The sequence below is a fragment of the Trichococcus sp. genome (assembly GCF_055118575.1).
Genome location: NZ_JBSQPW010000006.1, coordinates 72,929 through 87,391 on the forward strand (window position 1 = coordinate 72,929; position 14,463 = coordinate 87,391).

Below are 14,463 nucleotides of genomic sequence, written 5' to 3' on the forward strand. Positions count from 1 at the left end.
CTTTTCATTTCTTACGGTTGATCTTTTTCAATCGCATCATCGACGCCGCGTTGGATGATGCCGATGATATTTTCCAACAGTTCGTTGGCATCCCATAAAGCGTCCCGGTATTGTTGGACCGCTATGCTTTCTTTCAATTGCTTGTTCAGCCCGGCTAATTCAGCGGCTGTTTTTTCTGCCGCTGCCGGCTTAGCGTAGTGCTCAAAAGCCGCGGCTTCTTTTTGCTTGCTTTTGATGGTTTCGACCAATTGTTCCAGCGCTCGGTTATCTTCTATGCTTTCTTCGGCCTCTTGGTAGCGGACGATCACTTCGTTTGTTTTCAACATTTCGACCAGGCTATTCAATTCTGTTTCTGCCGGGCCTTCGATAGGCAGTTCTTGGGTCAATAGAATTCCCCTCCAAATGGACGATCCTCATTGATCACGATGTTCTCGATTTTTACGCACTTGCCGGTCTGGTCATTGATCTCGATATAGCAACCTGAGAGCAATTTCCTGCCTTTTTCCGGCACTTCATGTCGAATTGGCAATTGCGTAAGGAACTTCTGGATGATGATCTCTTTTTCTACGCCCAGGATGCTGTCATAGGCCCCAGTCATTCCGGCATCCGTCAAATAACCTGTCCCTCCAGGCAAGATCCGGGCATCATTTGTCTGTACATGCGTATGGGTTCCGACTACAGCGGAAACGCGTCCGTCCAAATACCAGCCCATCGCTTGCTTTTCGCTTGTCGTTTCGGCATGGAAATCAACAAAGATGCAATTTGTTTCCTTCCGGACTTGCTCCAGGATTTCATCCGCTTTTCGGAAAGGATCGTCCAGACTGTTCATGAAGACGCGTCCGTGAAGATTCACCACAGCCAATTTCAGCTGATTCACTTTTATCATCGTCCAGCCGATGCCCGGAGTGCCTTCAGGGAAATTAGCGGGACGGATCATCTTATTTGCTGTTCCGATGAACTCGAATATGTCACGATTATCCCAGGTATGGTTCCCCATGGTGATGACATCCACACCGGTCTGCAAAAATTCTTTGTAAATTTTTTCCGTTATGCCTCTGCCGCCTGCCGCATTCTCCCCATTCACGATGGTCACTTGCGGGCGGTAATGTTTCTTCAGTTGCGGGAGTGTATCCTGCAGCATCTGTCTGCCGATTGAACCTACGATATCCCCTATAAATAATACTTTCATCTTCAGCCTCTTCTCTAAACTCTAGTCTTTTTATAGTAACATATTTTGTCTGTTTCGATAAGCCGTTGCACCCTTGCCGTCCATCAGGATACCCTTGAAAAGCAAAAAACGGGACAAAAAGCTGTCCCGTTTGGTTTTTCATTATTTGGCATATTCAATTACTCTTGTTTCGCGTATAACCGTAACTTTGATGTGTCCCGGATAATCTAGTTCTTCTTCGATTTTCTTTCTAATCTCACGAGCTACACGTATAGCTTGAGAATCGTCAAGCTGATCTGGCTTGACCATCACGCGGATCTCTCTACCAGCTTGGATAGCAAAACTGCTTGCCACACCTTCGAAATTGTTTGCAATTCCTTCCAGTCTTTCCAAACGGCGAATGTAGTTTTCAAGAGATTCACTTCTTGCGCCCGGACGAGCAGCAGATAAAGCGTCAGCAGATGCGACCAATACAGATATAATTGAGTTTGCTTCGACATCGCCATGATGCGAGGCAATTGCATTGATGACAACCGGATTTTCTTTGTATTTTTGGGCTATTTCTGCGCCAATTTCAACGTGCGAGCCCTCTATTTCATGATCGAGCGCTTTTCCGATGTCATGCAACAGACCTGCACGTTTGGCCAGATTGATGTCTTCGCCTAGTTCCCCAGCCATTACGCCGCAAAGTTTCGCGACTTCGATGCTGTGGTTCAGGACATTTTGTCCGTAACTAGTGCGGAAATGCAGACGTCCCAAAATTTTAATCAAATCGGGATGCAAAGAGTGGATGCCAACTTCAAAAGTTGCTTGTTCGCCGATTTCTCTTATACGCTCATCCATATCCTTACGGGCTTTCTCGACTGCTTCCTCAATTCTCGCAGGATGGATACGTCCATCTTGAATTAATTTCTCCAAAGCCATTTTCGCAATTTCTCTTCGGATAGGATCAAATCCACTTAACACGACTGCTTCGGGCGTATCATCGATGATCAGGTCGATACCCGTCAAGGTCTCCAAAGTCCGGATATTTCTTCCCTCACGGCCAATGATCCGGCCCTTCATGTCATCGTTAGGCAATGTAACAACTGAAACTGTTGCTTCCGAAACCAAATCGGCTGCACTTCTTTGGATCGCCTGCAGGATAATGTTTTTTGCATTACGATCTGCTTCATCCTTCGCTTTTTGGTCTGATTCTCTGATCATGACCGCAATTTCGTGCGAAAGTTGATTTTCTGTTTCGTCCATGATGATGTGTCTTGCTTCTTCACGGGACAAGGTAGCGATTCTTTCCAATTCGTGTTGTTGCTCTTCCACCAATGCTTGAATGCGATTTTCCTCAGAAACTAAAGCGTTCTGTCTTTTGACAAGATTATCCTCTTTTGACTCGATAGATTGCTCACGCTTCGATAGGCTGGCATCTTTTCTGTCCAAATTTTCTTCTCTTTGGATCAATCGATTTTCTTGTTTTTGAACCTCACCGCGTCTTTCACGCAATTCATCTTCTATTTCAGAGCGGTATTTGTGGTTCTCATCCTTCGCCTCTAACATAGCTTCTTTTTTAGTTGTTTCTGCTTCTTTACGAGCATCTTCAAGAATTTGGGAAGCGGTATTTTTGGCACCAGCTATTTCTTTTTCGTGATTCGATTTTCGATATAAATATCCGACAACGACACCAACAATTAAAGCTATGATAGCGAAGGCTAAAGTCCATATATCCATAGTTTCACCTCCGTATCTATTTAATTTTGTTGTCAAAAAAATGAATAAAAATTAATTTTACAATGTGCAGAATGAAGCGATGCACATAAATTCATTCTAAACGTAGAATACTGACATGTCAACGATAAAACGGTAACATAACCAAAATACGTGTTTTTCTGTTGCGATATTGCCCTTTTTTTGTAAAAAAAAAGAAAGAGGCCCGGATTTAATTTGGTCCCGACCTCTTTGGAAAACAGTTTTTACTCGTCCAACAAATCGATTGATTCGATCAGTTCGTCTTTTACGTCTGCAATCGTCTCTACAGCTTTTTTATCACCGATACCGTATTCGTCCCGGACAAGTTTCTCGATTTCAGCACGCATTTCTGGATGATCAAGCAGGAATTTCTTGGCGTTTTCGCGGCCTTGGCCGATGCGTTCGCCTTTGTAGGCATACCAAGCCCCACTCTTGTTGACGATGTCCTTTTCCGATGCCATATCAATGATTTCGCCGACCTGAGAAATGCCTTCCCCATACATGATATCGACTTCTGCTGTCCTGAATGGCGGCGCAACTTTATTTTTGACGACTTTGATTTTTGTGCGGTTACCCATGATGTCCGTGCCGCTCTTGATCTGTTCTGCTCTTCTGACTTCCAGACGGATAGTGGCGTAGAATTTAAGTGCTCTTCCTCCTGGGGTCGTTTCCGGGTTACCGAACATGATGCCGATCTTTTCGCGGACCTGATTGATGAAGATTGCGATCGTTTTTGTTTTGTTTATCGATCCGGACAGTTTCCGTAAAGCTTGGGACATCAAGCGAGCCTGCAGACCCATATGCGAGTCTCCCATTTCACCTTCAATTTCAGCCCGCGGAACCAATGCGGCAACCGAGTCAATGACCACGATATCGACAGCGCCCGATGAGACCAGCGCATCAGCGATTTCCAGCCCTTGCTCGCCTGTATCCGGTTGGGAAAGCAGCAACTCATCGATATCCACACCCAAAGCTGCAGCGTATTTCGGATCCAGAGCATGCTCAGCATCGATGAAAGCAGCGACTCCGCCTTGTTTTTGCACTTCCGCAATCGCGTGGAGCGCAACGGTCGTTTTACCCGAAGATTCAGGACCGTACACTTCGATGATACGGCCTCTCGGATAACCGCCTACTCCCAACGCAACATCAAGAGCCAACGATCCGCTTGGCACCGTAGATATTTGGGTGTCCACTTTTTCACCGAGCTTCATGACGGATCCTTTACCGAAATTTCTTTCTATTTTTTTCAGAGCCTCATCCAAGGCTTTTTGTCTATTTTCATTTATATTGGCCATTTGTTGTTTCCTCCAAGCTTTCATTTACATGCATTAACACCACAACGTAATACTATCCTTTTCCGGACAAAAAAGCAAGAATAAAGTGAACAGACGTTCGTTTTTTATTCTTTGGATCCAACTTCAATCAAATACTGGCGAATCATATCAAAACCTTGCATAACTGCTTGTTCCCTGTTCCCGAGTCGATTGCGGGAAAACCGGAAGCCTTGGACTGCAGTCGGCCCATCTTTTTGACTCAAAGCGATCCATACCGTTCCGGCCGGCTTACCCTCCATTTGATCCGGACCGGCAACTCCTGTAAAAGAAATGGCCAACTGCGTGTCAAACAGTTCGCGTGCACGTTCCGCCATCGCAACTGCGCACTCTGGGCTGACCATTCCGTATGCCTCCAGAATGTGCTCCGGTACACCAAGAACCCGTTGTTTAGCACCTTCTTGGTAAGATACGATGCCTCCCGCGAAGACTTCACTTATGCCTGGAACCTTGACAAGCTCCGCTTGAAAAAGCCCTCCGGTTAAACTTTCGGCTGCACTGATGGATGTTTTGCCCTCCAACAATTTCTTTCCTACCACTTCGGCAAGACTGGATTCATCTCCGTCGCCATAATGATATCCCCCTACGATCGCCAATATTTCCGCTTTTTTTTCATCCAACAGCTTTCCGCAGATTTCTTCTGTCGCAGCGTTTGCCGTGAGCCTCAAAGTCACTTCATATTTCCCGGCATACGGTGCTATTGTCGGGTTGGTCTGATTACGGATCATTTCATCCAACTTCGTCGTCAATGTGGATTCGCCGATTCCAAAAAAGCGGAGCGTTTTCGATGAGATGACTTGGTGATCTTCATACTTGCTGGAAAGGAATGGTTTCACAAATTGCCGGAACATCTGCTCAAGCTCTCTCGGCGGACCTGGCAAAAGCAAATACCCTTTCCCATCTTTTTCGGTATAGGTACCGAGCGCTTGTCCGATCGGGTTCGGGAAGACAGTACCGCTCTTGAACACTAAAGCTTGAAGCTCATTGTTTTTTGTCATGCTTCTTCCCGAACGTTCAAACCATTGTTGGATATGCGCCAACCCAGCGTCATCCATGACAAGTTCTTCCCCAAGGTAATCCGCTACAGTCTGTTTGGTCAAGTCGTCTCGGGTGGGACCGAGCCCTCCTGTAAAAATCAGCAAGTCGCTCCGTGATTCGGCTATTTGGATCACTTCTTTTATTTTTCCGGGGTTATCGCCGACAACCGTCTGAAAATAGGAGTCTATGCCTAAACCGGTCAGTTCCTTGGCGATGAACGCCGCATCCGAATTCACTATTTGCCCCATCAACAATTCCGTTCCGACTGAAATAATTTCTGCGTTCATATTACATACCTCACATCCATAGTATTCGCTCAAGCCAGAAAAAAAATCTAATAAAAAATGATAAAGAAAAAGAAGGGCACAAAAGAATCGCTTTTCTTTTGTTCAGATCGCAACCTGATGCAACCCAGCCCTTCTTATTTATTAAAACTACATGGATCCGTCAAAGACGTGTTTATTCTTGACGAAATAATCCACCCCTGAATAAATGGTGAAAATCAAACAAAGATACAACATGATATCCGCAACCGGAATGCCGGTTGCCTGAAAAGGAAAATTATCCACGAACAACAAAATGATCGCTACCATTTGCGTCGCCGTTTTGATTTTCCCCGGCCATGCCGCTGCCATGACTTCGCCTTCCTTCACAAGCAACAGGCGCAAACCTGTAACCGCCAATTCCCGGCTGATGATGATGCTGACGACCCACGAAGGAGCCAGTCCTTGGCCGACCAGCACAATCATGGCAGTGGCAACAAGCATCTTGTCCGCCAGCGGATCAGCGAATTTTCCGAAGTTGGTGACCAATCCGTCCCTTCTGGCGATATAACCATCCAACCAATCCGTAAAACTGGCGATGGCAAAAATGAAAGCTCCGACCAGTTGATTGACGGCAATCTGTGATTGGGCAACTGCAAGCGTACCCCAATCAAAAGGAAACAAGGTGATGATCATGAACAACGGAATCATCAAAATCCGCAACGCTGTCAATTTATTAGGTAAATTCAACTTCTGCAACTCCTTTAATGTGCCCTGACTTATTCCACACCTTTGACGGTAAAGGATAAAGTTTGGGTCTGAATCTCTTGATAATCGTCTGGCATTTCAACGACTGCACCATCCAGTTCGATTATCGTTGCCGGCATCACACCGACTATCACTTCTATCTCGCTTGTGTTCAATGGCAGAACGACCGTCAATGGGTTTTCAGTGTCCACGATGCCGGAAGGCTCTTGGACGATCCCATTCACGCTTACGCCGATCCAGGAACTGCCGCCTGCCGCTACCGAGATTTTCAACTCTGATGGCAACGATAAGCTGCTGACGTCATATTCCGCATACCCATCGGCAGAAGAGACCAGGGTCACCTGCGCTGTTCGTTCCGCTGTAACTGCACTCTCTGTCTGCTCTGTACCGCTTGAATGCATTTCTTGCGATGCCACAGTCGTCTGGCTGATGTTGGAAGCCACTTCGATCTGAACCTGGTTATCGTCATCGTCCAAAGTAGCCTTCCAGACCACAAGAACGATGGCGACTACCGCCACAGCCAACAAAAAAGTCGGTAACTTATTCTGGACGGACCCTCCATAGTTAAAATTCGTCTTTTTAGAGGCCCTTCTAGTCTCGGAGCGACTGGGAGAAAATGAGCCGGAATCCTCCACTTGGCTGCTCCCATGTATTTCCGGAATCACATTTGCATGGTCACCCAACAAGCGGTCGCCATCCAAGCCCACAGTATCTGCATATTGCTTGATGAAGGCACGCACATAGAAATTGCCCGGCATGATTTCATAATCGCCTTCTTCTATGGCAATCAGATACCGTTTCTGTATCTTAGTCATTTGCTGTAGATCATCCAACGTGTACCCCTTGGAAATTCTAGCACTTTTTAGGATTTCTCCAATTTGAACCATTTCTTCACCTGCCTTCACTTGCAAATCCCGAAGTTGCCAAAGATATTATACCATAAAATCCCTTCATCAGGAGTTCCAATACTGTTTTACCTGAGCCAGCCACCGGATACGTAAATAGCCTGTCCGGTCATATAACGGCTGTCTTCCTTCAGAAGTTGGGATACCCAGAAGCTGATTTCGTCCGGACTTCCCATTCTCCCCAGCGGGATTTCTTCAAGAAGAGCCTCTTTTTCATCGCTATCCAGATGAGCGTTCATTTGCGTATCGATGGCTCCCGGGCATATGGCATTGACTGTCACTCCCATCGAGGCGACTTCCTTGCTGTAGGCTTTGACGAAGGCGATTTGGGCCCCTTTGACGGTGCTGTAGAGCACTTCGAGTCCACTGCCGACTTCCCCATAGATCGAACTGATGAAGAGGATGCGGCCGTTGCGGGAACGAGCGATTTTTCCCTGCAGCGCTTGAATGATCAGCATAGGTATTTTGACGTGCATTTCCCACAAGGAATCCATTTGTGGGGAAGTCATATCTTGAAGCAACCCATATTCGGTCTTGCCGTGCGCAAAAACAATCGCTTGGAGCGAAAATATCTGGTCAACAAGCGTCGGAACGCCAGCTTCATCGGTCAAATCCATGCAGATTGGATAAAATTCCTGTTCAGGATAAGCCGATTGCAGTTCCGACAGCAACAGCTTGATTTTTTCTTGATTGGAATGATAATGCAGGTACAAAGACCAGCCTGAACCTGCTAGGTCCCTTGCGATAGAGGACCCGATGTCGCCGGAGGCTCCCGTCACCAAAGCAGCTTTCATTGCTGCATTGCTCCCTTCTGGACGATCACATAGGTGCTCATACTTTGTTCTTTTAGATACCCCGCAGCAAATCTGCGGATGTCCTCCAGTGTGGTCGCTTCGATCAACGGAACAACTTCAAAAAGTTCGGCCCCAGAAAACAGCAAGGTGCTGTAATGGTTTGCGATGTATTCCAAAGAATTGAATGCCTGCAGTTGTTCTCCGATCATGCTCTTCTTCAGCAAATCAAACTTCGCATTCGTCAGATTGGCATCCGTTTCCCAATCCAAAAGTATCCGCTTCAGCTTTTCTTCCAGCAGTTTTGGTTGTTCCGTGTCCGACTCGATGGCCATAAAGTGGAAGGAACGATCCAGATTGAAGGAGTAGCCGAAGCTGTCATCGATCAAACCGTTGTCGTAGAGATCGATGAAATGCGTGGAGCTCCGACCGAAGAGCAATTCCAACAACAGCGATCCGTAGATTTTGTATTTTTCAGCTTGATTTCCGGTTACATCCGTATCCAGACCTTTCACACCCAGCATCACTTTCGGGCGCTGCACATCCATTTCGGTCTCTTTGTAGGGAATGATTTCCTGGATCGAAGCTGGAGGCAAAGTGCGCTGGATCGGTTTTGCGGGAACAAATGTCTTGCAGTCTTGATTTTGTTTGATGGTCTCCATCATTTCTTCGGGTACGAAATTACCAATCATCAATATATTCATATTGGAAGGATGGTAGAAAGTTTCGTAACAGATTTGAAGCAGTTCCGGTGAGATTGCTTGGATGCTTTCGACAGTTCCGGCTATATCGACGGAAAGTGGATGTTCAGGATAGAGATTACGGAGCAGACCGTAAAATAGTTGCCATCCCGGATTGTCTTCATACATGCGGATTTCTTGGGCAATGATGCCTTTTTCCTTTTCAGTGCCTTCTGCCGTGAAATGCGGATCTTGAACGAAGTCAAGTAGGCTGTTCGTATTTTCTGCGATATTATCCGTGGCTGAAAAGAGATAGCTTGTCCGCGTAAAGGAAGTGAAAGCATTCGCTGAAGCACCATACTTCGCGAAGTCTTCAAAAGCATCATGGTCTTCGCCCTCGAACAGTTTATGTTCAAGGAAATGTGCGATACCGTCCGGAATCTTGATTTCCTTATCTCCGTTTATCGGCACAAACTGGTTATCGATCGAACCGAAATTGGTGGTGAAGATACCATAGGTTTTAGAGTATTTATTTTTCGGAATCAAAACTACTTGTAATCCATTTTCCAATACTTCCGTATAGACAGTTTCGTTTAGTGCCTCATAGTGTATTTTATTCATCTGTAGCCTCGCCTTTCAAGAAAAATATCGCCTGCAAAGTCATTTTTTCCGCAACAGCAATGATCTGTTCCTTCGTCACCGCATTCAAACCGGCAATCCACTGCTCTTGCGAAAGAGGGTTCTCTATGATGAGGATATCCTGGTACTGTTTCGCCAAGCTTCTGCCCTGATAATCATCATTTTGTTTGTAGTGGTTGATCAGCATGCTTTTCGTTTGAGCGATCAACGCATCCGAAAAGTCACCCGCTTGCATATCCCGCAGTTGAGCCAGTACGATTTCCTCGACCTGTTGCCGCTTATCAAATTCAATGCCGGTACCGACAGTCATGACCCCGCGCAGAAAATCCAAGCTGCTTGAAGCCGTGTAAGCCAAACTTTCTTTTTCACGTACATTCTGGAAGAGTTTTGAATGCGGGAATCCCCCAAACAATCCATCAAAAACCAATCCGGCAAAATAATGATCGTTCATGTAATAAACGGGAGAGGAGAAACCAAAAAACAGCTTGCCCTGATTGATGTCCTGAGCTTCGCTTGAAGTGACGGGTTCCGATATCTTTTCGCGGAAGTAGAACACCTCTTTTTCAATCTCTTTCCTGTCGGAAAGCTTCTGTCCAGCCAGTATCTTCACTATCCGTTCCGGCTCTACATCGCCCGAAACAAGGATATCCAGTTGATTTGCTCCGATCATCTCTTCGTAGCATTCAAACAGCGTTCCTGGAGTGATATCCTTAAGGAAGCCGGCATCCCCGATACCTTGATAGGCTTGATTCGTTCCCTCGAACATCACTTGGTTCAAGCGATTTCGTGCATAAGCTGACTTGTCTTCGATCAAGGATTCGAAATAATTATGCAGATTTTCCTTTTCCCTCAGAAAAGTCTTCTCATGGAACTTACCGTCCTCGGCATTCGGCCTGAAGATGATTTCTTCCAGAAAAGCGAAAGCCTCTTCCAAAAGTGTGTCGTCGCCTCCGATAAACTTATCATTGACGACGGACAGACTCAGCGTCACCACATGCTGCTTGCCGAAGCGTTGGGATTGCGTATGCAGCGTTGCACCGTAAAGGCTGGCCATTTTCAAATCCATCTCGTTTTGGGTAGGGTATTGCTTGCTGTTCGTTTCAAGCATGTTCTTCACCAAAGAACGTTCCGTAGCAGTTCTGCCGTCGAAGATCGTCCTGAATTTGTACTGGATCAGTACAGTTTTGTATTTGTCAGAAGGCTCGATATAGGCCGTAACACCTTGCTTTAATTTATATTCCATCCATTTCACGTCCTGTAAGCTATTTTATTTGTCGATAGGGAAAACTATACTCTAATTCGGTTTTTTTTTCAATTAAGCCATTCTCGGACACGCTCTTCCCATGCCCGGTGCAAAAAGAAAAGGCTGACTCGTGTTGAGCCAACCCTTCTCACTTTCAGAGATTATTTTGATTTGATATAAGTCGTACCGTTGGCGGCCGGACCTCTCGATTTTCCGATAAAACCTACAAGTACAATTATCGTAATGACATAAGGTGCAATCTGAAGGTAAACGGAAGGGATATTCTGGATGACCGGAATATAGCTGCCGATGACTCCCAGACTCTGAGCGAAACCGAAGAAAATCGCTGCACCCATCACACCAATCGGATTCCACTTGCCGAAAATCATGGCAGCCATGGCGATGAAGCCTTGACCGGCAATCGTCGATCCGGAAAAATTCAAGCTGATTGACTGGGAGACGATGGCGCCGCCCACTCCGCCCAAAAATCCGGAAATCAGCACGCCAGCGTAGCGCATCACGTAGACGTTGATCCCCAAAGTATCTGCCGCTTGCGGGTGTTCCCCGACCGAACGCAGACGCAAGCCAAAAGTCGTCTTGAAGATGATGAAGTAGCAGACAAGCGCTGTTGCGATCGCTGCATAGGCTGGAGCTGACGTGTCCGTGAAGAATATCTGACCGATGACCGGGATATCCTTCAATATAGGGAAACTTGTCTTTCCGAAGTTCTGGATGATGAAGGCAGTTTGCCCCTTCCCTTCATAAAGAACCTTGGTCAAAAATACCGCCAACGCAGGGGCAAGCATATTGATGACCGTTCCGGAAACGATATGGTTCGCCCTCAAATTGATGGTGGCAACGGCATGGATAATCGAAAAGAAAATGCCTACTGCCCCCGCAACCAATAACGCAACCCAAGGGGTCATTTTCCCAAGACTATCGGCGTAGTTCAGATTAAAGACTATGGCTGAGAATGCCCCCATCACCATCGTGCCTTCCAATCCCACGTTGACGATACCGCTCCGTTCCGAGAAAGTTCCGCCAAGACCAGTAAAAATCAATGGTGCCGAATAAATCAAAGCCGAAGACACGATGATCGAAAGAATCGCTAGTAAGTCCATCTCACGCCACCTCCTTTTTATTGACTTTGGACAGCTTGTTCACCAGTAGCCTGATGATATAGCTTGCACCGACGAAGAAGATGATCGAGGCGATCACGATGTCGACAATTTCAACCGGTACCCCGGACATAAGCGGCATGCTCGTTCCACCGATTTTAAGCGTGCTGAACAGAAGTGCCGCAAAGAGAATTCCGATCGGGCTTCCGATACCCAACAAAGCTACCGCCATGCCATCGAATCCGACAGCAGGCATCGCACCTTGAACAAACATGTTCTGGAAATTCCCTAACCCTTCCATCGCGCCTCCCAAACCGGCCAACCCGCCGCTGATCAACATGGCCAAAATGATGTTCTTTTTGGCGTTCATCCCTGCGTAATCGGCTGCATCAGGATTCAATCCGACCGAACGGAATTCGAAACCGTATGTTGTTTTCTTCATCAGAATCCAGACAACCGCAATCATGATGAGGGCAATGAAAATACCGGCATGCAGTGTCGAATTGCGCGTCAGTTCCGACAAGAACGGTACTCTCAGACTGGCATTTTCCGTGATTCTGGCTGTCGCATCCCCGGAGTCCGTCAAAACATTTCTGACGATATGATTGTTGATATACAAAGCTGTGTGATTCAGCATGATGGTGACGATCACTTCACTGGTATTGAAATAGGCACGCAGAACACCGGCAATGCCCGCCCACAATGCTCCGGCAGCGATTCCCGCCAAAATGCATAAAGGCAACAAAATCAATTTCGGCAAGTCAGGCAACAGTTGGGCTATGCTGACGGATGCCAACCAACCGAATAAGGTTTGACCCGCTACACCGATGTTGAAGAAACCTGCCGTGTTGGCTACCGCAAAACCTAGTGCGACCAGAATCAAAGGGGTAGCTTCACGCAGTAATTCGCCTATGTAAAACGGCGATCCGAAAGCTCCCTTCAGCATTGCCGAATAACCCGCGATGGCATCATAACCAAAAGACCACATGACGATTGCGCCGATCAACAGGCCTAATACGACTGAAAGCAAAGGAACGATGATCCCCTGGATGCGATTGGCTCCTTGTTGATTACTCATGAAGGCTTCCCTCCTCTTCCTTGTTTTTTTCCAATTCTTCCCGGGCCTTTTCCAAAGAAGAACCGGCCATCAATAAGCCCAATTCTTGTTCGGAAGTTTCATCCGGTTTGACATAGGCCACAATTTCACCCTCAAACATCACAGCGATGATGTCGGAGAGATTCAGGATTTCATCCAACTCGAAGCTCATCAAGAGGACGGCCTTATCCTTATCCCTTTGCTCGATCAAGCGTTTATGGATGAATTCGATTGCCCCCACATCTAATCCGCGGGTCGGTTGGGCAGCTATCAACAGTGAAGGATTCCGATCGACTTCACGGGCAATGATTGCCTTTTGTTGGTTCCCGCCTGACAAAGAACCCGCTGTCGCTTTTTCGCTTTGGGTCCTGACATCGAACTCTTTGATCAGTTCGATGGCATGGTTTTCGATGGCTTTGTCATTCAGGAAGCTATTCTTGCTGTATGGTTCCTGATAATAAGTCTGCAAGGCGATATTCTCATCCAAGCGCATCGGGAGGATCAGCCCGAACTTTTGTCGGTCCTCAGGGATATGTCCTAAGCCAGATTCAGTAATTTTGCGCGGGGCCAAGTTCGTGATGATTTCGCCGTTCAATTTGACGGTTCCGCTCTCGGCCTTCCGCAAACCAGTGATGGCTTGAATCAATTCACTTTGGCCATTCCCGTCGATCCCGGCAATGCCGACGATTTCGCCCGCCCGAACAGTCAGATTCAAATTACGCACGGCTTCAAGACCACGGCTTTCTTTGACCGTCAAACCTTCAATTTCCAAAACAGCCTGCTTGGGCTCGGCTGGTTTTTTGACTGTACGGAACAGAACGGAACGCCCGACCATCATATCGGCCAGTTCTTGCTGGGATGTTTGCTTCACGTCAACAGTGCCGATGCTCTTGCCTTTGCGGATTACCGTGCAACGATCGGCAACCGCTTTGATTTCATCCAGCTTATGCGTGATCAGAATGATCGACTTGCCTTCTTTCGTCAATTCCCTCATGATCGACATCAGTTCATCGATTTCCTGAGGTGTCAAAACCGCTGTTGGTTCGTCAAAAATTAGGACATCCGCCCCACGGTACAACGTTTTTAAGATTTCTACCCTTTGCTGCATCCCGACAGTGGTGTCTTCGATTTTGGCGGACGGATTGACTGCCAAGCGGTATTTGTTGGACAGATCCGCAATCACTCCCGCAGCTGCCTTTTTATTCAGAACACCGAGTCTGCTCGGCTCACTGCCTAAAATGATGTTCTCTGTTACTGTGAAGTCCTTGACCAGCATAAAATGTTGGTGCACCATTCCGATCCCTAATTTATCGGCAACACCCGGGGAGCTGATTTCGACTTCTTGCCCCTTGACTTTGATGGTTCCGCTGGTCGGCTCCAAAAGACCAGAGAGGATATTCATCAAAGTCGACTTGCCCGCACCATTTTCACCCAACAAAGCGTGAATTTCACCTCTTTTCAAGCTGAGAAAAATATCATCATTCGCTTTATAATTGCCGAAAGTTTTCGTTACGCCAATCATCTCAATGACATAATTTTCTTCTGTCATGCTGATTCCACCCCTTACTAAAATTGAATGCATGCATTCCCTCATGCAGCAGTGAGACACGCTTATAGAATATAATACCGTAAAACACTATTTCACACCTATTATAAAGTATTTCCAAAATCCTATCCACTTTT

The 14,463-nt window shown here is 46.7% G+C and carries 13 protein-coding genes; all 13 read right to left on the reverse strand.

The annotated features are described in order from the left end of the window. Nucleotides 1-11: 11 nt before the first annotated feature. On the reverse strand, nt 12-386 hold the full coding sequence (locus tag ACTCCX_RS02715) for a YlbF family regulator (protein ID WP_463274608.1): 375 nt from the start codon (nt 384-386) through the stop codon (nt 12-14). Then, nucleotides 383-1,189: a TIGR00282 family metallophosphoesterase gene (locus ACTCCX_RS02720; RefSeq protein ID WP_463274609.1), complete on the reverse strand. Its 807-nt coding sequence runs from the start codon at nt 1,187-1,189 to the stop codon at nt 383-385. Before ACTCCX_RS02720 ends, ACTCCX_RS02715 begins: the two co-directional genes overlap by 4 nt. A gap of 141 nt (nt 1,190-1,330) precedes the next feature. After that, the gene (rny, locus tag ACTCCX_RS02725) at nt 1,331-2,890 is read right to left on the reverse strand and encodes a ribonuclease Y (protein ID WP_463274610.1); all 1,560 of its coding nucleotides are present in this window, start codon (nt 2,888-2,890) and stop codon (nt 1,331-1,333) included. 242 nt (nt 2,891-3,132) lie between these two features. Then, the gene (gene recA / locus ACTCCX_RS02730) at nt 3,133-4,203 is read right to left on the reverse strand and encodes a recombinase RecA (RefSeq protein ID WP_463274611.1); all 1,071 of its coding nucleotides are present in this window, start codon (nt 4,201-4,203) and stop codon (nt 3,133-3,135) included. A 104-nt stretch (nt 4,204-4,307) separates the two neighbouring features. Then, nucleotides 4,308-5,564, reverse strand: coding sequence for a competence/damage-inducible protein A (locus tag ACTCCX_RS02735; protein WP_463274612.1), 1,257 nt, complete (start codon nt 5,562-5,564; stop codon nt 4,308-4,310). Between the two features lie 147 nt (nt 5,565-5,711). After that, complete coding sequence (gene pgsA, locus ACTCCX_RS02740; protein ID WP_463274613.1) at nt 5,712-6,290, reverse strand: CDP-diacylglycerol--glycerol-3-phosphate 3-phosphatidyltransferase; 579 nt, start codon at nt 6,288-6,290, stop codon at nt 5,712-5,714. 29 nt (nt 6,291-6,319) lie between these two features. Beyond that, nucleotides 6,320-7,123 carry a helix-turn-helix domain-containing protein gene (locus tag ACTCCX_RS02745; protein ID WP_463274614.1) on the reverse strand — a complete coding sequence of 268 codons (804 nt, stop codon included), beginning with the start codon at nt 7,121-7,123 and terminating at the stop codon, nt 6,320-6,322. A 158-nt stretch (nt 7,124-7,281) separates the two neighbouring features. Then, a complete protein-coding gene (ymfI, locus tag ACTCCX_RS02750) occupies nt 7,282-8,007 on the reverse strand; it encodes an elongation factor P 5-aminopentanone reductase (protein WP_463274615.1) in 726 nt (241 codons plus the stop codon). Then, nucleotides 8,004-9,305, reverse strand: coding sequence for an EF-P 5-aminopentanol modification-associated protein YfmH (gene yfmH, locus ACTCCX_RS02755; protein WP_463274616.1), 1,302 nt, complete (start codon nt 9,303-9,305; stop codon nt 8,004-8,006). Before yfmH ends, ymfI begins: the two co-directional genes overlap by 4 nt. Further along, on the reverse strand, nt 9,298-10,566 hold the full coding sequence (yfmF, locus tag ACTCCX_RS02760) for an EF-P 5-aminopentanol modification-associated protein YfmF (RefSeq protein WP_463274617.1): 1,269 nt from the start codon (nt 10,564-10,566) through the stop codon (nt 9,298-9,300). The genes yfmH and yfmF overlap by 8 nt, the downstream gene beginning before the upstream one ends. 161 nt (nt 10,567-10,727) lie before the next feature. Then, complete coding sequence (locus tag ACTCCX_RS02765; protein WP_463274618.1) at nt 10,728-11,687, reverse strand: ABC transporter permease; 960 nt, start codon at nt 11,685-11,687, stop codon at nt 10,728-10,730. Between the two features lies 1 nt (nt 11,688). Then, a complete protein-coding gene (locus tag ACTCCX_RS02770) occupies nt 11,689-12,762 on the reverse strand; it encodes an ABC transporter permease (RefSeq protein WP_463274619.1) in 1,074 nt (357 codons plus the stop codon). After that, nucleotides 12,755-14,329, reverse strand: a complete 1,575-nt coding sequence (locus tag ACTCCX_RS02775) for an ABC transporter ATP-binding protein (protein WP_463274620.1) — start codon at nt 14,327-14,329, stop codon at nt 12,755-12,757. Before ACTCCX_RS02775 ends, ACTCCX_RS02770 begins: the two co-directional genes overlap by 8 nt. Nucleotides 14,330-14,463 lie beyond the last annotated feature (134 nt).